This is a genomic window from Phaeobacter inhibens DSM 16374 (assembly GCF_000473105.1).
Taxonomy (GTDB): domain Bacteria; phylum Pseudomonadota; class Alphaproteobacteria; order Rhodobacterales; family Rhodobacteraceae; genus Phaeobacter; species Phaeobacter inhibens.
In genome coordinates this window covers 72,927-94,362 of sequence record NZ_KI421498.1, presented here as the reverse complement: position 1 = coordinate 94,362, position 21,436 = coordinate 72,927, and the positions used below count along the sequence as shown (strand labels likewise).

Sequence of the window (21,436 nt, the reverse complement as noted above, 5' to 3'; positions counted from 1 at the left end):
ATGCTGTATGCCAGTGGTAATCCACACTCGGCTCCTGCCCCCTCGCGCTATTGGATGCTGTTACCGGAGGCGGAACCGCTGCCGCAGGCCAAGGCCGAGGAAAAACAAGAGCGGCAGGCTGACAACGGTCTGGAGGCCGGAGAGGGTTTTCAGCACCGCTGGCAAGCTCTGCATAAACTCCGCACCGAAGTAGAGCCGCCCGAACCCGAACAGCGGAAAGAGGTTGGAGACGCTCAAGCCCATGGCCGCGCCCATCGGGCGTTCAATCACACCGTCCGGCGCGGGCACGCAGCAACCGGAGAGATAGCCCCAGAAGGCGGCAAAGCCGAAAGCCCAAACACCCAAGAGCCACAGCGTCGGCCGCAGAATGGAAGAGCCGTATTCGGAGAACAGGCCAAACAGCAGATAGGGCAGCCGCTGCCAGATCGAGCCGATCTTGCTCGCAAACTGCATCTCCCGACGGAAGAAGAAGTGTTCGTCTTCAGGGAGGCCTTGTTGGGCGAGGAGGTGGCGGATGGAAGAACAGATTGCTTTAGTTCGCGGGGCGTTCTGCCGTCCACCGTTCTTCCCTTTCGGCCAGCCCCCCGTTTTCCTTGCCTCCTGCCGCAGTCCTGATATATGCCCGGCCATGACACAGACACCCGGTTCCACCAATCCGCCCAGCCTTCGCCCCGATCTTGCGCCCAAGCCCCGGCTTGGCGATGCGCCCCGTGACGGGCAGCCGACCCTTGGCATGGTGTCGCTGGGCTGCCCCAAGGCGCTGGTCGATAGCGAGCGGATCCTGACGCGGCTGCGCGCCGAGGGCTATGGCGTGTCGCCGGATTACTCCGGGGCCGATGCGGTGATCGTGAACACCTGCGGCTTTCTCGACAGTGCCAAGGCCGAGAGCCTGGAAGCCATTGGCGAGGCGCTGAAGGAAAACGGCAAGGTAATTGTCACCGGCTGTCTGGGCGCAGAACCGGATTATATTCGCGCGCATCATCCGCGCATTCTGGCGGTGACCGGCCCGCATCAATATGAACAGGTGCTGGATGCGGTGCACGCCGCCGTGCCGCCCTCGCCCAACCCTTACGTGGATCTGCTGCCTGCTGCGGGCGTCAAGCTGACGCCGCGCCACTTCAGCTATCTGAAGATCTCCGAGGGCTGCAACCACAAGTGCAAATTCTGCATCATCCCCGACATGCGCGGCAAACTGGCCTCCCGTCCCGCCCATGCGGTTCTACGTGAGGCGGAAAAACTGGTGGATGCGGGCGTGCGCGAGCTGTTGGTGATTTCGCAGGATACCTCTGCCTATGGGCTGGATCGCAAATATGACGTGAACCCGTGGAAAGATGGTGAGGTCCGCAGCCATATTCAGGATCTGAGCCGTGAGCTGGGCCGACTGGCCCCCGCGGATGAGCTGTGGGTGCGGTTGCACTATGTCTACCCCTACCCGCATGTGCGCGAGTTGATCCCGTTGATGGCGGACCCGGACAATGCGCTGCTGCCCTATCTGGACATCCCGTTCCAGCACGCCCACCCGGATGTGCTGCGCCGCATGGCCCGGCCTGCCGCAGCGGCCAAGACGCTGGATGAAATCAACGCCTGGCGCGCGACCTGCCCGGATATCACCCTGCGCTCCACCTTCATCGTCGGCTACCCCGGCGAGACGGAGGCGGAGTTCCAGCATCTGCTCGACTGGATGGACGAGGCGCAGCTGGATCGTGTGGGCTGTTTCAAATATGAGAACGTCGATGGCGCACGGTCCAACGATCTGGCCGATCACGTGCCGGAAGAGGTGAAACAGGACCGCTGGGACCGCTTCATGGAGAAAGCGCAGGCGATTTCCGAAGCCAAGCTGGCGGCCAAGGTCGGCCAGACGATGCAGGTGATCGTGGACGACATCGACGAAGACGGCATCGCCACCTGCCGCACCAAGGCCGACGCACCGGAGATCGACGGCAATCTGTTTATCGATGAGAGCACTGACGGGTTGCAGGTCGGCGAATTGGTCACCGTTGAAGTTGATGAGGCGGGGGAGTATGATCTGTGGGGCGTCAGGGCTGGCTAAACCGCCGCATCCACAACACTCACTGCGCCCTTAGCGCCGCCACTTCTGCTTCATCTTCAATCGATTGCACACTGACGTCGGTCTGAGACTCTCGAATTCTAGGTGCAGGTTTCCTCCAAGAAGATAGATCTTGGCCAACCTCGCGATAGAATTTCGGGACAATCATTTCAAGCTCCGCAATAAAATTGGTCTGCTGGGTAAATTTTGCCCCCAAGCGCTTTGCTACATAGATATGAAAACTTACGACTTGCAGTCCGGTTTTGTCTTTTTCGCAGAGATCTGGGTCCGCCACCAATTCTACCAAGGGAAAATGGGTATCTTCACTGCGCCCGGGCCAAGTCATACGAACAAACAGATCACTACCAACATCACTTTTCAATTGACGAAGCAGCCAATTCAATCGTGCTTTCGATGACTTTTTATCTTCTGGTGCCCTGAGTGTCATTCCGGCTTGAATCGTTCTACGATTAAGGTCCGCGACGACCTCCAGTGGGGCAGCCGCATTAGGTATATCAAAGCTAACTTGCAGTTGATGAGTTTCCCTTAGCTGGTTCAACTCATCTTTGTGACGATCTGCAGGATTTTTTGCGTGTTTCCTATTTAAGCGCTCTCTGACACTTGCTTCCGTCTGTCTACTTAAGATCAAGGAGAGGTCCTTGGTTTCTTGATGCCAAGCGTCCAATACGCAAATCGCCTCTGATGATTTCGCAAGTATCTTACCACCAGCAGAGACCAATTTGTTGAGTTCACTCCATTCTGGCGGCATTCGATCAAACCCGCGAATACCTGCACTTTCATGGGTCAAAAACCGCCTCAATTCGTTCAGTAATACACGCTGATCATCATCTTCCACGCCATCGTTGCTAATCAACAAATCAACCGCTGTCAGAACAAACATCCATGACCAGTGAAAAACAGGAATCTTCGACCGGCTTTTACGGACCTCTTCTAACGGATGGCTAGCGGGCAAGGTCGCAAACTGATTGGAAATTGTAATGACGCAGTCAATCCCGTTATCCTTTGACAAGCTGCGGTATTTTTCAATTTGCTCTGCTGTCAGGGGATTGTTGCCGATCTTCGCCTCCACCATGGCCCGCCATTCCCGAGAACCGTTTTTTACGACGATCAGCCCGTCAGGACGGTCTTTGCTCCCCTCTTTCTGACCATCAAAAACGACTTCCGTGAACGTCTCTATCGTGGTGCGTTTACCAGTTCGTTGACCCAAAGACGCGAGCAACTCTGATGCAAGTTCCTCAACTTTGGAAAGGCACGCCAAGAGAATCGAGGTCGTCCGGCCCTCTTTGGAGTTGTTGGACAAAACCGGAAAAAGACGCGCAGGCTCTCCTTGTTTAAGATATTCTGGTCTCTCCATGATGCGTCAAAGCCCCTCTCGCAAATACAGTAAAAACCTATAGGTGATACAATCATACGCTGATTTTGCACAACTTATGGGTCATTGCAAAGGCTGAGATAGAAAGTGTCATGATCCCTGACGCCTCCCAGCGCGCAGTCACTTATCCACTGCTACCAGTCGAGCTCCGTTCAACGTGGATTGGGAGGGTATGACCCTATCCATTTCAAGCGCAGGTGTGACCATCCGCCTCTCCCCTTGCGCCCGGTCGCAGCTATATTTTCAATGTAATCATCCAGCTAGGAGGCATCGTGCCATGCCAACCCCTCAGGACGACACCACCGAGATCCTCTATAACGGGGACTGCCCGGTGTGCAGTATTGAGATCCGGCATTATGCAAATCTGGCGGAGCAGCGGGAGCTGCCGCTGCGCTTTGATGACCTCAATTCAGAAGATCTGGCGCGCTGGGGCGTTGATGCCGATCAGGCCGCACGGCGGTTGCATGTGCGGCATCAGGGCGAGGTGCTGAGTGGCATTCCCGCGTTTCTGGTGCTTTGGGCGCAGATGCCGGGGTATCGCTGGGTGGCGCGTGTGGTTGGGCTGCCGGGGCTGCGCCAGCTTGCCTCCGCCCTATATGACTACATTCTGGCGCCGGTGCTTTTTCGCTGGCATCGGATGCGTCAGCGGCGCAGCAGCCACGCTTAGTTCCGCAGCCGGAGCAGCGCGTCCCCATTGCGGCAGCCCTGCAGTGGCGCCTTTGGCGTGGTGACTGCGGTGCGGTCGATCTGATCCAGAAACGCCTCGCAACGGGCCACCTCACGGCAGCCACGGCAGCGGGTCACCATATCGGCCCAATCCGTCTGTGTGATCTGTCCCGCCGCGAAACTGGCGGTCAGATCAGCGCCGCACGCCTGTCCCATCCGTTTGATCAGACGCAGGTGATGCAGCGGGTGGCCCAAGGGATACATATCAGGGTCTCCTGTGAGGATCGAATGAGAGGGACATGGCGCCGAGGTTTCGGCCCGGTCGAAATCAGTCGAGAGATGCACTCCCGTGATCTGTTTCTAGACCTCATCCTCGTTCAGATAGGCCAGAAGGTCGCGGTTGCGGCAGAAATCGGGGGCCTCCGCACCTGGACGCAGCCCCTTGTCGAGCCATTTGCGGCAGGCGCTGACGCCACCGCAGCGGGTGCAGCGCAGCACCGCTTCGCTGATCTCATCAAAGCGCAGCCGGCCGGAAATCGCCTCCTCCTGAAGATCAAGACCGACGGTCTCCGCCATGCTGTCAAACAGGGTGGCGTGGGTTTTCAGGTCCCCCCGGCTGGTCTCGTTGGTCTGGCTGGTCTGGCTGGTCTGGCTGGTCATCGCGCTGTCCCCGGAAATCATTCATCCTGCGGGCAACTTAACATTGCGCTGGCAAGAGCGATTTGATGCAGGTCAAACAGCGGGCAAACAGACCAGCGGGCAACCGAAGCACCGTACCAAAGAGCATGTCATACCGGAGGCCATTCAGTTGGCATTCCCCTGATCGAAATAGGCGCGCACCGCATCCTGAACCCGGCGAAACCGGTCGCCGCCCAGCTTCTTGCCGCCGTACCAGCGGGTCACGATGATGACATGGTCACGCAGCCCCTCACGCTCCATCATGCGCAGGATCACCATACCGGCACCGCTCTCTCCGTCGTCGGCCTTTAACCCGCCTGTGGGCAGCTGCGCCGCCCAGGTGTTGTGGGTCGCCTTGGCATAGGCGCGGTCGGATTTCAGCTCTGCCAGCACCGCGTCGATCTGCGCACGACTGGTGACCTGCGCGCCGCTGACTGCGTAGCGCGAGCCACGGTCGGTCAGCACGACGCCGAGCTGCCTCAAGGAGGCGACAGACTGTGCCAGATCGGTCAATTCAGATTGTATTTCTGGATCGTCTGATTGACCACGCGCACCCGGTCCGGGTTGGCGGGGTGACTGCCGAGGAAACGATCGCCGGGGTCGGGCAGACGGTAGAAGAACTTCACCCCGACACTGGGACGATACCCGGCCTTATGGGTGATGATGGTGCCCAGCTCGTCAGCCTCCAGTTCGAAGTTTTTGGAGTAGGTCCGCGCGCCCACAACGGCACCAAGATCCTGCGCGCGGGCCACATCTGCGGCACTGGCACCAGAAACGCTCGCAAGCCCGGCAAGCAGGATCGAGCCTGCAACCGCGCTTTGGCGTTTGCGCGCCAGATGGCCACGTATATGGTGTGCAGCTTCATGCGACATCACAAAGGCCAGCTCATCCCGGTTGGCAATCTGTCCCAGCATCCGTTGGGTGAAAGTGATCACCGGACGCCCCGACCGGTCCTGGCTCTGATAAGCGTTGGGCGGCGCATTGGGGTCGGGATCGATGCGGATCAGGAAGTCGCAGTTCAGACCCTCAGTACGGGCACGGCATTCACGTTCTGAGACAGGCTCCACCACGCGGGTGACCGCAGCAAAGGCGCTACGCCCTTCAGCCGGGGACATCCCTTGCACCGGCGGGCCCGAGGGGCGCGCGGCAGGTGCCGACCCGGAGTCGACCACGGTATCACAGGCTGTAAGCCCCATGGTGAGCGCACATCCCATCATCAGCAAGACTCGACGCATGACATCTCCTTTGCTTTGTCAGTGCCATCTTATCGTGACAGCAGACATGGGATCAATCGCATGAAGCCCCGTGGGCTGCAATGTCCCGCAAGAATACGTGATGCGACAAAGCCTTGTCAGCGGGGGCGGCCTGGTGGCAAGCTGGGCACATGTTTACCATCGAGCATGAATTCGACGCCACAGTCGTCACCCTCGTCGATGACGAGACCGCCCCGCTGATGGAGGATGTTTCCATCAATATTTTCGCCGAATGTGTCACGGTCGAGCAGTTGGATCCGCGCACCGACCGGGTGCAGAAAATCACCCTCTCTCACAGTCAGGTCCGAGACCTCGCAGCGGCACTCGACTTGCCCGAAGGGGTCTACCGATTTACCCGCGAGGATGAGGCTGAAAGCTGACATGCTGGCCAAATGGTCTTGGACAATGACCGGAACCGGTGGCTGAGGCCGGCGATTCCGCTTCACCTGTCATCACCCCTGGCGAGACCGGACCCGGCACAGCGGCCATCAGGGACGGTAGGCAAAAACCTTGTCACGAGAGGTCGCGCCGCGCAGCAGTTCCAGGTCCGAGGGCGCAATCCGCATGGCGCGCGCCAGAAGCGCCTGGACCGCAGCGGTCGCCTTGCCGTTCTCCGGCGCCGCCGTCACCGTGATTTTGAGTGACACACCCTGTCCGCTCTCAGCCTGCGGAATGGGAAGAATCGCATTGCGCGATGCCTTCGGTGTGACGCGTACAGGAATCTCGGCGCCCGCAACGGCCAGATGGCTCAGATCGGGGAGGTCTTTTTGCTTTGGCTTGCCCATATCAGCAGTGATGGCGTGAATTGGTGGCGGATTCCATAGACTTTGAACGGTCGCCCGGGATATTTCCAGCAACAGACCTCGTGTTCGGATTCCAGATGCCGCCAGCCCTCGTGCCCGCAATTTTCAGACAAATTCCGCTGGAGCCCCCGGAACGCCCCTTGAAAACCCGCACCGCCCTGCCGACATGGGCGATAGATGTAAAAAGGTTTCACATATGCCCCCTCGCAATGATGCTGCCCTGACGTTTCTTCAGTCCCGCCGCTCCCGCCCAGCCAAGACGTTGGTGGCCCCCGCACCAGACCGCGCCGCACTGATGCCCCTGCTGCGCGCTGCTGCACGCACCCCGGATCATGGCAAGCTGGAGCCCTGGCGCTTCATTGTGATCGAAAAACCGGCGATGGCGCGGCTGGCAGATCTGACCGGCAAGGCCGGTGAGCGGCTTGGCAAATCAGCAGAAGACATCGCCAAAGCCCGCAGCCAGTTCGAGCTGGGTCAATTGGCCGTCGCTGTGGTGGAGGTCCAAAAGGCAAGCCCAAAGATCCCCGCCATCGAGCAGACCTATTCTGCGGGGGCCGTCTGCCTGGCCCTGTTGAATGCGGCCCTTGCTGCCGGTTGGGGGGCCAATTGGCTGTCGGGCTGGGCCAGCCATGACGCCGAATTCTGCGCCGAAGCCTTTGGCCTGCGCCCGCATGAGCGGATCGCTGGGCTGATCCATATTGCAACAGAAGCCTCGGCCCCGCCGGAACGGCCCCGCCCGGATCTGGACGCGCTGACAACCTGGATGGATCAATGATACTGACCGATTTCACCAAGGCTCTGAGCCAGCTTGGCGACCCCCGTTTCCGCAAGGTCCTGTTGCTGGGCGTCGGCCTGACCGTCGCGCTGCTGGTGGTGACCTATGCAGCGTTTCTGGCGCTGATCCAGTGGCTGGTCGGTCCCGATGCCACCCTGCCACTGATTGGACCTGTCACCTGGATCGATGATCTGCTGTCGATCACCTCTCTGGTGCTGATGCTTGTCCTGTCGGTGTTCCTGATGGTGCCTGTGGCCTCGGCCATCACTTCTATGTTTCTGGATGAGGTCGCACAGGCGGTGGAGGATCGCCACTATCCCGGCCTGCCCCCCGCAATCAAGACGCCGTTCTGGGACGGGGTGCGCGACACCATCAATTTCCTCGGCGTTCTCGTAATTGCCAATGTGCTGGCACTGGTGCTGTATTTTATGTTTGCCCCCTTTGCGCTGTTTATCTTCTGGGGGCTGAACGGGTTTTTACTGGGGCGTGAATATTTCACGCTGGCTGCGGCCCGCCGCCTGGGTCTGCCGGAGGCAAAGCGGCTGCGGCGCAAACATCTGGTCACCGTCTGGATGGCAGGCGTGCTGATGGCGATGCCTCTGTCGATCCCGCTGGTGAACCTGCTGATTCCGATCATCGGGGCAGCCACATTCACCCATCTGTTCCACCGGCTGGCCGGGCAGGAAGTGGTTGCGCGCTGATCACTGTGACCGACACGTCGCGACAGGCAGAGATGCAAACAGGCGGGCCCATGCCCGCTTGTTTCGCTGTCATCGTATTTTAAGGCACGCGCCTATTGCGGATCGGGCAGCCGGTCAAACCAGTCGAAATCATTCACCGTGATCCAGCCGCTGAGGATAATCGTCGCGATGATCGCCCAGAGAACCGCGGCGGCGATCGTGGTGATCACTGCTTTCTGCTTCAGGTAATGATGCTCCGGCGCCCCGGCATGTGTGCCGGGCACGATCTCGCCACGGTCGCCCTGCGTCTCAATGCGGATCGGGATCACGATCAGAAAGGTCATGAACCAGATCACCGCATATAGAACCAAACCGGATGTCACACCCATGATAGCTGTCCTTCTGATGCTCCCGCCCACTGCGGAGTGGTTAAGGAGCAGATAGCGTCAAACCTGTTCCAATTCCACCAGGCAGCCGTTGAAATCCTTCGGATGCAGGAAAAGAACCGGTTTGCCATGGGCACCGATCTTGGGCTCGCCGGAGCCGAGCACCCGCGCGCCTTCGGCCTTCAGCCGGTCGCGCGCGGCAAGAATATCATCCACCTCATAGCAGATGTGGTGAATGCCGCCCGCCGGGTTCTTCTCCAGAAACCCTGCGATGGGCGATGACTCACCCAGCGGATAGAGCAGCTCAATCTTCGTATTGGGCAGTTCGATGAACACCACGGTGACACCGTGATCAGGCTCATCCTGCGGCGCGCCAACCTTGGCGCCCAATGTATTGCGGTACTGTGCCGAAGCGGCGTCGAGGTCGGGCACGGCGATTGCGACGTGGTTGAGGCGGCCAATCATTTTGCGGTCTCCTGAGTGATCTGTCTGCTGAGACTTATCAAAGAGCTGCTGTCTGTGAGCAAGTGCGCCAATCCGCGCGGCAGAAAATTCACTGCAATAACGCTCCGTTGCATCGATTTACATCAGTGAATTCGATTCAACCTAAAGGCGCGTCTGGAATATTAACCAGCTGTTAGCCCCGTTTCCCTAGCGTTGAGTCGTATCCAGTCAGGAGCCTTAACCATGGACGATTCGGAACTGTTTGCTGCCGCCCACCGCCTGCCCACGACGAAACGACCGTTGCTGGGGCTGACAATTCTTGTGGTGGAAGACAGCCGATACGCCTGCGAGGCGATGCGCCTGCTGTGCCTGCGCAGTGGCGCACGGATCCGGCGCGCTGACTGCCTAAAATCTGCCCATCGGCATCTGAAAGTCTATCGTCCCTCCGTGGTGATCGCTGATCTTGGCCTGCCGGATGGCTCCGGCGCCGATCTCATACGCTCCATGGCAGACGCCAGCCCGCGGGTTGGCGTGATCCTTGGCATATCCGGTGACGAGGCAGGAGAGGCCATGGCGATGGCAGCCGGGGCAGATGGGTTTCTGGCCAAACCGATCACCTCCCTTGCTGCCTTTCAATCGGCGATCCTGTCGCGCCTGCCCGCCGAGCGCCAGCTTTCTGGTCCCAATGAGCTAACCGATGAGGTGATTGAGCCGGATCTTCTCGCCTTCCAGGATGATATGTCCCACGCCGCTGAGGTGCTGAACGAAGCTGAAGAAGGGCAAACACTGGACTATGTGGCGCAGTTCCTTGGAGGGGTCGCCCGCAGCGTTGGAGATTCTCATCTGGCCGGCGCGGCTGCCGAACTGGCAGATGCCCGCAATACCGGGCGCCCTGTCGCCGCTGTTGCCGCCCGTGTTGCCGGGCTGGTGCAGGAACGCCTGAAACAGAAGGTGGCCATCTGAGATGATCGAAGTCATCCTCATTGCATCCGCCACACTGGGCATCGTTTTATATCTGCAGGCGCGGTTCTCCGCCCGGGAAATCCGCCGCAACCGAAATCGCAGCCTGGCATCTCTGGTCATTCTGGATCGCAGCGACCGCTGAGCGTTCGACGCTGACACAGGGGCGCCCCGCGCCCAGGGTCATCACCGCGCGCTCTGGATGATTTCGCTGGCAAATACCTCATGTCCGGGACGGTCCGATACCGCGCAACAGCTCGATATTGCCTGACCGTGGTTGGCGGTTCTGCCATATCTTCCTAGCGTCGTAGCAAACCTTGATCCGCGCCCATCTCTACGCCGGGAAAAATCACATCTCCAATTGCCTGCTGACCCGTGCCGATCAGCCCGTGCATGATCCAGCCCATCTGTGCGCGGACATCCCCGGTGGGCATCAGATCGCGGCGATCAAAGAGCTCAGCCTCCGTCAATCCGGGCCATTGCCCGTGGACCTTCCCTCCCCGGATGGCTCCACCGGCAAGCAGCATGGCGCCACCCGTCCCGTGATCCGTTCCGCCAGTGCCATTCTCGCGCACGGTACGGCCAAATTCTGTCATCGCCACCACCGCCGTCTTGTCCCAGATGGTCGACCCAAGATCGCCATGCAGCGTCAGAATGGTATCGGACAGACGCCGCAGCGCCCGCGTCAGCGCGCCTTTCTGGCGGTTATGCGTGTCCCAGCCGTTGATCGAGAAGGCCGCGATCCGGCTATCCCCACGCAGCTGCTGCGCCGCATAGCTGGCGATCCGCTGGTGTGGCGGCGCGCGGCGCTGCCCTGTGGTTCCCGCGCGCCCAGTGGCTGCGTCCGCCCTTGCGCTGTCAGCCAGATCCAGCGCCTCGGCCAACGCGGCATGGAACAGCGGGTCCCCTTCCATCATCAGTCCCGCCAAACGTTCAGCCTGCGGACTGAGCGCGATCTCGGCATCAGGCGACCAATCGGAGACCGGCGCCGGCCCCTGCAACAGTTTCATCTCCCCCTGTCCGATGGCAAAGGCGGTGCGTGCTTCCACCCCCGGCGTCACCTGCAACAGCCGATTGAGCCAGCCGTCGCGGCGCTGATGCAGCCCCGGTGTGCCCGCCTCCAGGAGGTCCTGACCATCAAAATGGCTGCGCTTGTTGCGATACGGGGTGGAGACTGCGTGCACAAACCCCAGCTGTTCGGCCCGCCACAGCGGCATCAAGGGCGCCAGCGCCGGATGCAGCGCAAAAAAGCCATCTAGGTCCTGCGCCCCGTTCTGCGGCCCGCCCCGCAGGGTTTGCCGCAGCCCCGCATAGGCCGGATCGCCATAGGGCTGAACCACATCAACGGCATCCATACCACCACGCAGGATGATCACCACCAGCCGGGTGTCCCAGGGTGCGGCGGCAAAGCTGACCGGTGTCAGCAGAGGGCTGGCCGCCAGAGAACAGCCGATCAGACCGGAGCGCGCCAGAAAGCTGCGCCGGGAAAGGCTGGCAGAGGGGCTGGGCAGTATATTTGTCATCGTGCTCTCCGTCTCAACGGCGCTGAAATGCGGGCGCGGCCAGGATCAGTCCCACCGCCTCCCGCTCGGTCTCGGCTGCGGTCGCAACAAACCGCAGCTGCGCGGTAGCGCGACTGCCAAGCGCGTCTTGCAGGGCATCCAGCGGCGCAGGCAGCGTTCCCATCAACTGCGTCGGTACCGACATGCACCAGCGCAACCGCTCCGCCAATCCCTGTGGTGTGATCCAATCGCCATCCGCCTCCGGCCAGCCGTCGGGACCGCCCGCAAACTCCCAGCGTTGGCCCATGCGCTGCATTGGCCGCAGGAAAACCCGGTTGACCTGAGGGCGGTTGAGTTTGGTCAGGGCCGCAGGGGGCATCGCCAGCGCCCGGCAGGCGGAGGCGAGATAGGCGAAGGGGGGTTTGACATTGCTAAGTGCCTCCTGCCAGGACGCCGGGTGCTCCAGCAGTGCCGCATAGACCTGTATCAGATCCCCCGAGGTCGCCCGGTAGCGGTCTGCCAGATGCGCCACCAGCGTCGGGTCCGGCGTATCGCTGGTAAAATGCACCGCAAGCTTCCGCGCCAGATGATCCGCCGTCGCCGGATGCCGGGCCAGATCCCGTAACGCCTGTTTGATCGCCGCGAGCCCCGTGATTTCCGCATCGTAGCGCTGCCCCAGCAAGATCTCTGCACCGGGTTCCGCCCAACCCGGCGCGAATTTAAAGCCATCCTCGATGTTATAGATCATCCCGGTGAACAGCTCCGCCAGCTGGCGCACATCCTGTTGCCCGTAAGGCGCCCCGACCCCCAACGTATGCAGCTCTAGCACTTCGCGCGCCAGATTCTCATTGAGGCCAACCACGCGCCCCTGTCGGCGGGCCACGCGTTTGGCACGGCGACTACTGGGACCGGTTGACCGGTGCTGGTCGAGATAATGCAGCATCAGCGGGCTGGTCACCGCCGCAATCAGCAGATCCTCAAATCGCCCCGCGATGTTGGGGCGGATTGCGCTTTCCACGTAGGGCGTCGCGCCGTAGCGCAGGGCGGCAATCTTGCCCTGCGCGGTAAAGTGATCGGCCCAGAACAGGGTGAGGCGTTCCCGAAATCCATGCTCTGTTGTCACGCAGCGTAAGAGGCGGCGGAGGAACCAGTCGGCCTGATGATCCCGCATCAGGGCACGTTGGCGTTTCAGATCCTTGTTCCGTGCCTCAAACTGCGGACCTGCGATGGCCGCCTTACGGGCGCGGCGGGCCGCAGAATAGGCGCGTGCATCAGCCAAGGCACCATCGAACCCAGGTATCGGCCAATCCGTGGTCGCCCGATCCGGGGCGCGCAGGGCTGCGAGCATCTCCTGCGGCCCGGTCGGCGGCGCTTGGCGTGGCGACAGACCGCAGCCAAAGCGGATTTCTGCCAGTTCCGGATCAAAGCGCATCGGTGTTCAAGCCTCTCTCAGCTGATGTCGCCTTCAGACGGTAGTGCATTGCGGCCCCGACCCACAGCGGAAATTTGTCGGCCGTGCAACTCTCCGCCAAGAGCGACAGCGCCTTAAATTCCAGCTCTTGGGCGCGTGAAACCACCTCCCAGAACGAAACAGGCCCGGACATTTGCCCGGGCCTGTCGATACAGTGTTGTGGTCGGATTACTGATCCTGCGGGATCACGCGCAGGCCCAGTTCCATCAGCTGATCGCTCATCGGCTCTGACGGGGCCGCCATCATCAGGTCTTCGGCGCGCTGGTTCATCGGGAACATGATCACCTCGCGAATGTTGGCCTCATCCGCCAGCAGCATCACCATGCGGTCGATGCCAGCCGCGCAGCCGCCGTGCGGCGGGGCGCCGTATTGGAAGGCGTTGACCATGCCGCCAAAGCGCTTCTCGACCTCTTCCTTGCCATAGCCGGCAATCTCGAAGGCCTTGAACATGATCTCCGGCTTGTGGTTCCGGATCGCGCCCGAGACCAGCTCATAGCCGTTGCAGGCGAGGTCGTACTGGTAGCCTTTGACCGCCAGCGGATCGGACAGCAGCGCGTCCATGCCACCCTGCGGCATCGAAAACGGGTTGTGCTCGAAATCGATCTTGCCGGTTTCCTCGTCCTTCTCGTAGATCGGGAAATCCACGATCCAGCAGAAGGCAAAGCGGTCTTTATCAGTCAGGCCCAGCTCTTCGCCGATCACGGTGCGGGCGCGGCCTGCAACGCTTTCAAACGCCTTCGGCTTACCGCCGAGGAAGAAGGCCGCATCGCCCACGCCGAGACCCAGCTGCTGGCGGATCGCCTCGGTGCGCTCGGGGCCGATGTTCTTGGCCAGCGGACCTGCCGCTTCCATGCCTTCGCCCTGATCGCGCCAGAAGATATACCCCATACCCGGCAGGCCTTCGCCCTGGGCGAATTTGTTCATCCGGTCGCAGAACTTGCGGCTGCCACCTTTGGGGGCCGGGATCGCGCGGATTTCCGTGCCTTCGTTTTCCAGAAGATTTGCAAAGATCGCAAAACCTGAGCCGCGGAAATGCTCAGAGCAGTCCTGCATCTTGATCGGGTTGCGCAGGTCCGGCTTGTCGGTGCCATACCATTTGGCGGCATCTTTATAAGAAATCTGCGGCCATTCGCTGTCGACCTTGCGGCCCTTCCCGAATTCTTCAAACACGCCCTGCATCACTGGCTGGATGGTGTCGAACACATCCTGCTGGGTGACAAAGGACATCTCCAGGTCGAGCTGGTAGAAATCGGTGGGCGAACGGTCGGCGCGCGGGTCCTCATCGCGGAAACAGGGCGCGATCTGGAAGTATTTATCAAAACCCGAGACCATCATCAGCTGCTTGAACTGCTGCGGCGCCTGCGGCAGCGCGTAGAATTTGCCCGGGTGCAGGCGGGACGGCACCAGGAAGTCACGCGCGCCTTCGGGGCTGGAGGCGGTGATGATCGGGGTCTGGTACTCGTTGAAGCCCTTGTCCCACATACGACGCCGGATCGACTGGATCATGTTGGAGCGCAAGAGCATGTTCTTCTGCATCTTCTCACGACGCAGGTCGAGATAGCGATAGCGCAGACGGGTTTCTTCCGGATATTCCTGTTCGCCAAACACCATCAGCGGCAGCTCTTCGGATTTGCCGAGGACTTCGATGTCACGGATGAAGACTTCGATCTCACCGGTGGGGATCTTGTCGTTCACCAGGCTCTCGTCGCGCGCCTTCACGTTGCCATCAATGCGGATACACCATTCGGAGCGCACTTTCTCGATCTCGGCAAACACCGGGCTGTCCGGGTCGGCCATGACCTGGGTCACACCGTAATGGTCGCGCAGGTCGATGAACAGAAGGCCGCCGTGGTCGCGCACCCGGTGGACCCAGCCCGACAGGCGGACGGTCTCACCGACGTTGGATTTGTTGAGTTCGGCGCAGGTATGGCTGCGATAGTCGTGCATGGGGTGACCTTTCGTTATACCGGTCGCATGACCGGGCGGGCCGTCAATCGGGAGATGCGCCAGAACGGCGCGGAATGCGTCCGGGGTGGTACACTAGTTTGCGACGGCGTTGTCAAGCAAACTGGGTGATTTCCGCGTGGTCTGACGCCTGAAACCTCCAATTCCGGCTATACTAGCCGCGCCGGGATTAGTCCCCGCAGGGAGTTGCCCATATGGATGGCTTTTGCCTCCATCAGGTCCTGCGGGTGCAGCACCGCCTCCGTGCATTGGCCGCCGTCCAGCATAATCTGCCGAAGGATCCCAGGCAGCAGGCCGCAGACCAGCGGAGGCGTGATCACCAGCCCGTCCGCGCGGGTCACGAAAATATTGGTGATGGTGCCCTCGCAAACCGCGCCGTGCTCATTCAGGAACAGCAATTCATCCACGCCTTCCGGCAGCGCCGCGCGCGCGGCATCGTAGAGCGCGCGGCGGGTGGTCTTGTGCTGCAGCCAAGGGTCATCCGCCTTCAGCCGGGTGGCTGCGATGGCAAGACGCCATTGCGATGGTGTCGGACCAAGCGGTGCTTTGACCAGCTCCAGCTGCCCCCGTCCGCCCAGCGTGAGGCGACAGCGCAGCGGTGCTGTGCCCGTCACCTCAGCCAAGACACGCGCTGCCTCCTCAGGATCGAAGGCAAGGTCAAACGCTGCCGCGCTGCGCGCCATCCGGGCCAGATGCTGCGACAGATGCCGGAACCCCTGCCCCGGATGCCAGCCCAGCGTCTCGATCAGGCGGAAAGCGGGATCGTTCTGGATGGCGTCACGTGGGCGAACCGGGCTTTCCATAGCGCTTCCTCATATTCGGATTCTGCGGTGCTGTCCCAGACCACGCCGCCGCCCACGTTAAACGTCGCGCGGCTGTCTTCCAGCATCAGCGTGCGGATAGCCACGTTGAATTCGGACGATCCATCCGGTGCCGCCCAGCCGATAGTACCGCAGTAGATATCACGCGCCCAGGGTTCCAGGTCCGCCAGAATCTCCATCGAACGAATTTTCGGCGCGCCGGTGATGGACCCGCAAGGGAACAGCGCCGAAAAGATCTCTGCCAACCCGGCGTCGGGGCGCAATCTGGCGCGCACCATGGAAACCATCTGATGCACCGTCGCGTAGCTCTCGACCGCAAACAGTTCGGGCACATGGACCGAACCGGTCTCAGCCACGCGGGAAATGTCATTGCGCAAGAGATCGACAATCATCAGGTTTTCAGCGCGGTTTTTCTCGTCCTGGCGCAGGAAATCGCGGCGGCGGGCATCCTCCACCGGATCGGCGCTGCGCGGCTGGGTGCCTTTCATCGGGCGGGTTTCAATCACGCCGTCAGCATCGGTGCGAAAGAACAGCTCGGGCGAGCGCGATAACAGATCCGGCAACCCGTCCTGTTCGATCAGGGCACCGTAGCCAACGGCCTGTCTGGCTTCCAATACGGCATAGAGGTTTTCAGCGGTGCCATAGGCACCAGCATCAATCGGAAAGGTCAGATTGGCCTGATAGATGTCGCCCTTGCCGATGTTGTGGTTCACCTCGGCGAAGGCCTGAGCGTAACGTTCATAGGTCCAGCGGGGGGTTGTGCCCTCAAGACCCGCATCGCCTGCAGGCAGATCCGGCGACGCCCGCCCGCCCCCGCAGGAGGGCGCTTCGTAAACCCCGAAACAGATCAGCGGCAGCCGCCGCGCCTTTGGCATCCGGCTCGCCAGTCTTGGCTCCAGTGCATATCCCAGCTCATACGATGCATAGCCAGCAAGCCAATGGCCCGTGTCCCGCGCCGTATCCAGTGCAGCCAAGGCGGCGGGCACGTCGTCCGGCCCGTCCGCGCGAATGATGCGCAGCGGGGTTTCAAAACATGTACCGGCCCCCTTTGGCCCCTGATCAAAGCGAATCCGCACGTCTGCCTGCTCCGTTTCTCTAGCCTCTCCACATATATCCGTTCGCTATGCGAACAAAAGGCATGGATGCGGCATTTCCAATTCGGTTTCCGATCCCCCTTGAACCTTTCGGCGCGGTGCCTATAACGCAGGACAATTTGGGCGCACGGGGGTGCCCATGACTCGCGTAAATCAGAGGGATTCAGGCCATGCCGAAAAGAACCGATATCCAATCGATCATGATCATTGGTGCGGGGCCGATCATCATTGGCCAAGCCTGTGAGTTTGACTACTCAGGCGCGCAAGCCTGCAAGGCGCTTCGCGAAGAGGGTTACCGGGTCATTCTGGTCAACTCAAACCCGGCGACGATCATGACCGATCCGGGTCTGGCGGATGCCACCTACATCGAGCCGATCACACCGGAAGTGGTTGCCAAGATCATCGAAAAAGAACGCCCCGACGCGCTGCTGCCGACCATGGGCGGGCAGACCGGTTTGAACACCGCGCTGGCGCTGGAAGAGATGGGCGTGCTGGCCAAATTCGATGTTGAGATGATCGGCGCCAAGCGCGAAGCCATTGAAATGGCAGAAGACCGCAAGCTGTTCCGCGAAGCGATGGATCGGCTTGGGCTGGAGAACCCCCGCGCCACAATCATTACTGCGCCGAAGAAAGATAACGGCAATGCCGATCTGGACGCAGGTGTTCAGATGGCCCTGGACGAGTTGGAAGACATCGGCCTGCCCGCAATCATTCGCCCGGCCTTTACCCTTGGCGGGACCGGCGGTGGGGTTGCGTATAATCGCGAAGATTACATCCACTTCTGCCGCTCCGGCATGGATGCCTCACCGGTTAATCAGATCCTAGTCGATGAGAGCCTGCTGGGCTGGAAAGAGTACGAAATGGAGGTGGTGCGCGACACCGCCGACAACGCGATTATCGTCTGCTCGATCGAGAATATCGACCCGATGGGCGTCCACACAGGTGATTCGATCACTGTGGCCCCGGCGCTGACGCTGACCGACAAAGAATACCAGATGATGCGGTCCGCCTCGATTGCGGTGCTGCGCGAAATTGGCGTGGAAACCGGCGGATCCAACGTGCAGTGGGCCGTGAACCCTGCCGATGGCCGCATGGTGGTGATCGAAATGAACCCGCGCGTGTCGCGCTCTTCCGCGCTGGCCTCGAAGGCGACCGGCTTCCCGATTGCCAAGATCGCCGCCAAGCTGGCGGTTGGCTTCACGCTGGATGAGCTGGACAATGACATCACCGGCGTAACCCCGGCATCATTTGAACCGACCATCGACTATGTCGTCACCAAGATCCCGCGCTTTGCCTTTGAGAAATTCGCAGGCTCTGAGCCCTATCTGACCACGGCAATGAAATCGGTCGGCGAAACCATGGCCATTGGCCGCACCATCCATGAGAGCCTGCAAAAGGCGCTGGCATCGATGGAAACCGGGCTCACAGGCTTTGACGAAGTGGCAATCCCGGGTGCAGAAGATGAGACCGATGGCAAGGCCGCGGTGATCAAGGCAATCAGCCAGCAGACCCCGGACCGGATGCGCACCATCGCACAGGCGATGCGCCACGGCCTGTCCGATGATGACATCCACGCGGTCACCAAGTTCGACCCCTGGTTTCTGGCCCGTATCCGCGAAATCGTCGAGGCCGAAGCCAAGATCCGCGCCGAAGGCCTGCCGCAGGACGAACACGGTCTGCGCGCGATCAAGATGCTGGGGTTCACTGACGCGCGTCTTGCCATGCTCACCGATCAGCGTGAGGGCGATATCCGCGCGGCCCGCCGTGCACTGGGCGTCAATGCCGTGTTCAAACGCATCGACACCTGTGCCGCCGAGTTCGAGGCGCAGACACCCTATATGTATTCCACCTATGAGGCTCCGGCCTTTGGCGATGTTGAATGTGAGGCGCGCCCTTCAGACAAGAAAAAAGTCGTCATCCTCGGCGGTGGCCCGAACCGGATTGGTCAGGGGATCGAGTTTGACTATTGCTGCTGTCATGCCTGCTTTGCGCTAACGGACGCGGGTTATGAAACCATCATGATCAACTGCAACCCGGAGACCGTGTCGACCGACTATGACACCTCTGACCGGTTGTATTTTGAACCGCTGACGTTCGAACATGTGATGGAAATCCTTACCAAGGAGCTGGAAAATGGCACCCTGCATGGGGTCATCGTGCAGTTCGGTGGGCAGACTCCGCTGAAGCTGGCCAATGCGCTGGAAGAGGAAGGCATTCCGATCCTCGGCACCTCCCCCGACGCGATCGATCTGGCCGAAGACCGCGAACGGTTCCAGGCGCTGGTCAACCAGCTCGGCCTTAAGCAGCCGCATAACGGCATTGCCTCCACAGATGCGCAAGCGCTTGAAATTGCAGAAGAGATCGGCTTCCCTCTGGTGATCCGTCCGTCTTACGTTCTGGGTGGTCGCGCGATGGAGATCGTGCGCGATATGGATCAGCTGAGACGCTATATCGCCGAGGCGGTTGTGGTCTCCGGGGACAGCCCGGTTCTGCTCGACAGCTATCTCTCTGGCGCGGTGGAACTGGACGTGGATGCGATCTGCGATGGCACTGAGGTGCATGTGGCAGGCATCATGCAGCACATCGAAGAGGCTGGCGTCCACTCCGGTGACAGCGCCTGTTCGCTGCCGCCCTACTCCCTGTCCAAAGAGGTGATTGCAGAGGTCAAGACTCAGACCAACGCATTGGCCAAGGCGCTGAACGTGGTCGGTCTGATGAACATCCAGTTCGCAGTGAAACCCGATGCCGACGGCAAGGATGTGATCTATCTGATCGAAGTGAACCCGCGCGCCTCGCGCACCGTGCCGTTTGTGGCGAAATCCACCGATAGCGCCATCGCCTCCATCGCCGCCCGCGTGATGGCGGGTGAGCCGCTGTCGAATTTCCCCAAACGCGCCCCCTATGAGCCGGACGCAGGCTACGATGTGAACACACCGATGGCGGATCCGATGACGCTGGCAGACCCGAATATGCCGTGGTTCTCCGTGAAGGAAGCCGTGCTGCCCTTTGCCCGGTTCCCTGGAGTTGACACGCTGCTGGGGCCGGAGATGCGCTCCACCGGTGAGGTCATGGGCTGGGATCGCAGCTTTGCCCGCGCCTTCCTTAAGGCGCAGATGGGGGCCGGTATGGTGCTGCCCTCCGAAGGGCGCGCGTTCATCTCGATCAAGGATGCCGACAAGGGCACATTGATGCTGGATGCTGCGAAAATTCTGGTGGAACAGGGCTTTACCCTGGTGGCGACACGCGGCACCCAGAGTTGGCTGGACGGCCATGGCGTACCATGTGAGCTGGTGAACAAGGTCTATGAGGGCCGCCCCCATGTGGTCGATATGCTGAAGGACGGCAACGTCCAGCTGCTGATGAACACCACAGAAGGCGCGCAGGCCGTACAGGACAGCAAGGACATGCGGTCCGTCGCGCTCTATGACAAGATCCCCTATTTCACCACCGCTGCCGGCGCCAATGCCGCCGCCCGCGCGATCAAGGCGCAGGCTGAGGGTGACGTAGAGGTGAAGAGCTTGCAGGGCTGATCTGCCGACATTGGCATAAAGCGAACCATTCAAAAGGCCCCGCCATCGCGTCGGGGCCTTTTGCTATCTGCAACCGGAACTCTAGCGCAGGAGTGCCAATATGGTCTCATGCGCAGAACCTCTTCGGGCACGCGGCGGCTGAACAAGGATAAGCTGGCGCCCACTGTCAGCGCTGAGATCTTTGAACGGGCATATCAGGCTGCCCTGATCCAGCGCATCGGCAACCAACGCCTCATGTCCCATCAATACCCCGGCCCCGGCAATCGCTTGCTGCAGTGCCAGGCTGTAGAGCGAATAGGCCGGGCCGCTGTCTGCATTTGGTAGGGCAAGCCCAGTGCTTTTGCTCCACTGCGCCCAATCCCCGGCCCAGGTCTGATCCTGCAACAGGGTGAACTGCGGCAGGTTCTCCGGGTGGTTCAGCCCCGCAGCCACCGCCGGTGCGCAAACCGGAAAGATCCGGTCTCCCTGCAGTACCAGCGCCGCCTCCGGGCGCTCATCAGGTGATGCGTAGAAAATCGCAAAGTCGAAGAGTTCCCGGTTGAGATTTGGAGGTTCCTCCATCGCTGTGACAGAGATTTTGAGATCCGGCAGCGCCATGCGCAACCGATCCAGCCGCTGCGGCAACCAAAGTTGCGCAATGCAAGGCAACGCCGCGATATGCAGATCCTGCACCGGTCGGAGCGACCGCAAGGCTTGCGTCGCCGCGCCGAGGGCATCAAATGCGTCCACGAAGCTTGGCAACAGTGCTTTCCCCGCCGCGGTCAGCACCACCCCCTGCGGGTTGCGTTGAAACAGCGGCGCGCCGGTCCAGTCTTCCAACGCCTTTACCTGCTGAGACACAGCGCCGGGGGTCACCCCCAGCTCCTGTGCTGCAGCAACGAAGCCGTTGAGACGCGCGGCAGCCTCAAACGCCCGCATCGCGTTCAATGGTGGCCCCTTGGGGCGTGGAGGAGAGACAGTCATGGCAG

Annotated in this window: 23 protein-coding genes; 8 read left to right on the top strand and 15 right to left on the bottom strand. The window is 60.9% G+C overall.

Annotated features, from left to right (window positions below; translation table 11 throughout):
• Positions 1-60: 60 nt before the first annotated feature.
• The gene (locus INHI_RS0104065; protein WP_254656840.1) at positions 61-630 is read right to left on the bottom strand and encodes a hypothetical protein; all 570 of its coding nucleotides are present in this window, start codon (positions 628-630) and stop codon (positions 61-63) included.
• Between INHI_RS0104065 and rimO the strand changes: the two genes are divergently transcribed.
• Positions 629-2,050, top strand: coding sequence for a 30S ribosomal protein S12 methylthiotransferase RimO (gene rimO / locus INHI_RS0104060; RefSeq protein ID WP_027246816.1), 1,422 nt, complete (start codon positions 629-631; stop codon positions 2,048-2,050). The two genes, INHI_RS0104065 and rimO, sit on opposite strands and share 2 nt — an antisense overlap.
• A gap of 19 nt (positions 2,051-2,069) precedes the next feature.
• Here rimO and INHI_RS0104055 read toward each other — a convergent pair whose 3' ends face one another.
• Positions 2,070-3,422 (bottom strand): hypothetical protein, encoded by a 1,353-nt coding sequence (locus INHI_RS0104055; protein WP_254656839.1) that lies wholly within the window; start codon positions 3,420-3,422, stop codon positions 2,070-2,072.
• Positions 3,423-3,717: 295 nt separating this feature from the next.
• On the opposite strand from INHI_RS0104055, the gene INHI_RS0104050 reads away from it, so the two are divergent.
• Positions 3,718-4,107 carry a thiol-disulfide oxidoreductase DCC family protein gene (locus INHI_RS0104050; RefSeq protein WP_014880712.1) on the top strand — a complete coding sequence of 130 codons (390 nt, stop codon included), beginning with the start codon at positions 3,718-3,720 and terminating at the stop codon, positions 4,105-4,107.
• Here the strand turns inward: INHI_RS0104050 and INHI_RS0104045 are convergent.
• The 4 genes from INHI_RS0104045 to INHI_RS0104030 form a co-directional block, all read right to left on the bottom strand.
• Entirely contained in the window at positions 4,104-4,370 is a 267-nt protein-coding gene (locus INHI_RS0104045; RefSeq protein ID WP_014875345.1) for a DUF6455 family protein, read from the bottom strand. The genes INHI_RS0104050 and INHI_RS0104045 overlap by 4 nt on opposite strands.
• A 96-nt stretch (positions 4,371-4,466) precedes the next feature.
• Entirely contained in the window at positions 4,467-4,766 is a 300-nt protein-coding gene (locus INHI_RS0104040; RefSeq protein ID WP_051338981.1) for a DUF6455 family protein, read from the bottom strand.
• Between the two features lie 144 nt (positions 4,767-4,910).
• Positions 4,911-5,297, bottom strand: a complete 387-nt coding sequence (locus INHI_RS0104035) for a YigZ family protein (protein ID WP_244915583.1) — start codon at positions 5,295-5,297, stop codon at positions 4,911-4,913.
• A complete protein-coding gene (locus INHI_RS0104030) occupies positions 5,294-6,019 on the bottom strand; it encodes a M48 family metalloprotease (RefSeq protein WP_027246812.1) in 726 nt (241 codons plus the stop codon). Before INHI_RS0104030 ends, INHI_RS0104035 begins: the two co-directional genes overlap by 4 nt.
• A gap of 149 nt (positions 6,020-6,168) precedes the next feature.
• Between INHI_RS0104030 and INHI_RS0104025 the strand changes: the two genes are divergently transcribed.
• Entirely contained in the window at positions 6,169-6,417 is a 249-nt protein-coding gene (locus INHI_RS0104025; RefSeq protein WP_027246811.1) for a DUF8831 family protein, read from the top strand.
• Positions 6,418-6,525: 108 nt separating this feature from the next.
• Here the strand turns inward: INHI_RS0104025 and INHI_RS0104020 are convergent, their stop codons facing one another.
• On the bottom strand, positions 6,526-6,822 hold the full coding sequence (locus INHI_RS0104020) for a DUF167 domain-containing protein (protein WP_014875350.1): 297 nt from the start codon (positions 6,820-6,822) through the stop codon (positions 6,526-6,528).
• Positions 6,823-7,036: 214 nt separating this feature from the next.
• On the opposite strand from INHI_RS0104020, the gene INHI_RS0104015 reads away from it, so the two are divergent.
• On the top strand, positions 7,037-7,615 hold the full coding sequence (locus INHI_RS0104015; protein WP_014875351.1) for a nitroreductase family protein: 579 nt from the start codon (positions 7,037-7,039) through the stop codon (positions 7,613-7,615).
• Positions 7,612-8,316, top strand: coding sequence for an EI24 domain-containing protein (locus tag INHI_RS0104010; RefSeq protein ID WP_027246810.1), 705 nt, complete (start codon positions 7,612-7,614; stop codon positions 8,314-8,316). Before INHI_RS0104015 ends, INHI_RS0104010 begins: the two co-directional genes overlap by 4 nt.
• A 92-nt stretch (positions 8,317-8,408) precedes the next feature.
• On the opposite strand, the gene INHI_RS0104005 is transcribed toward INHI_RS0104010, so the two are convergent.
• Both INHI_RS0104005 and mce read right to left on the bottom strand, forming a co-directional pair.
• Complete coding sequence (locus tag INHI_RS0104005) at positions 8,409-8,684, bottom strand: DUF1467 family protein (protein WP_014875353.1); 276 nt, start codon at positions 8,682-8,684, stop codon at positions 8,409-8,411.
• A 57-nt stretch (positions 8,685-8,741) separates the two neighbouring features.
• Positions 8,742-9,146 carry a methylmalonyl-CoA epimerase gene (gene mce, locus INHI_RS0104000; RefSeq protein WP_027246809.1) on the bottom strand — a complete coding sequence of 135 codons (405 nt, stop codon included), beginning with the start codon at positions 9,144-9,146 and terminating at the stop codon, positions 8,742-8,744.
• Between the two features lie 222 nt (positions 9,147-9,368).
• Here mce and INHI_RS0103995 point away from each other — a divergent pair, with 222 nt between their 5' ends.
• Positions 9,369-10,088 (top strand): response regulator, encoded by a 720-nt coding sequence (locus INHI_RS0103995; protein WP_014875355.1) that lies wholly within the window; start codon positions 9,369-9,371, stop codon positions 10,086-10,088.
• A 1-nt stretch (position 10,089) separates the two neighbouring features.
• Positions 10,090-10,230, top strand: a complete 141-nt coding sequence (locus INHI_RS21030; RefSeq protein WP_155805562.1) for a hypothetical protein — start codon at positions 10,090-10,092, stop codon at positions 10,228-10,230.
• Positions 10,231-10,384: 154 nt separating this feature from the next.
• Here the strand turns inward: INHI_RS21030 and INHI_RS0103985 are convergent, their stop codons facing one another.
• The 5 genes from INHI_RS0103985 to INHI_RS0103960 all read right to left on the bottom strand — a co-directional run bounded on the left by INHI_RS0103985 (position 10,385) and on the right by INHI_RS0103960 (position 16,920).
• Complete coding sequence (locus tag INHI_RS0103985; RefSeq protein WP_027246808.1) at positions 10,385-11,608, bottom strand: DUF1501 domain-containing protein; 1,224 nt, start codon at positions 11,606-11,608, stop codon at positions 10,385-10,387.
• Positions 11,609-11,621: 13 nt separating this feature from the next.
• Complete coding sequence (locus INHI_RS0103980; protein WP_027246807.1) at positions 11,622-13,019, bottom strand: DUF1800 domain-containing protein; 1,398 nt, start codon at positions 13,017-13,019, stop codon at positions 11,622-11,624.
• 207 nt (positions 13,020-13,226) lie between these two features.
• Positions 13,227-15,005, bottom strand: a complete 1,779-nt coding sequence (gene aspS, locus INHI_RS0103970; RefSeq protein WP_027246805.1) for an aspartate--tRNA ligase — start codon at positions 15,003-15,005, stop codon at positions 13,227-13,229.
• A gap of 167 nt (positions 15,006-15,172) precedes the next feature.
• On the bottom strand, positions 15,173-15,826 hold the full coding sequence (locus tag INHI_RS0103965; protein ID WP_027246804.1) for an aminotransferase class IV family protein: 654 nt from the start codon (positions 15,824-15,826) through the stop codon (positions 15,173-15,175).
• A complete protein-coding gene (locus tag INHI_RS0103960; protein WP_027246803.1) occupies positions 15,769-16,920 on the bottom strand; it encodes an aminodeoxychorismate synthase component I in 1,152 nt (383 codons plus the stop codon). The genes INHI_RS0103965 and INHI_RS0103960 overlap by 58 nt, the downstream gene beginning before the upstream one ends.
• A gap of 188 nt (positions 16,921-17,108) precedes the next feature.
• Here INHI_RS0103960 and carB point away from each other — a divergent pair, with 188 nt between their 5' ends.
• Positions 17,109-20,468: a carbamoyl-phosphate synthase large subunit gene (carB, locus tag INHI_RS0103955; RefSeq protein ID WP_027246802.1), complete on the top strand. Its 3,360-nt coding sequence runs from the start codon at positions 17,109-17,111 to the stop codon at positions 20,466-20,468.
• 81 nt (positions 20,469-20,549) lie between these two features.
• Here the strand turns inward: carB and INHI_RS0103950 are convergent, their stop codons facing one another.
• A complete protein-coding gene (locus INHI_RS0103950) occupies positions 20,550-21,431 on the bottom strand; it encodes a LysR family transcriptional regulator (protein ID WP_027246801.1) in 882 nt (293 codons plus the stop codon).
• Between the last annotated feature and the right edge of the window lie 5 nt (positions 21,432-21,436).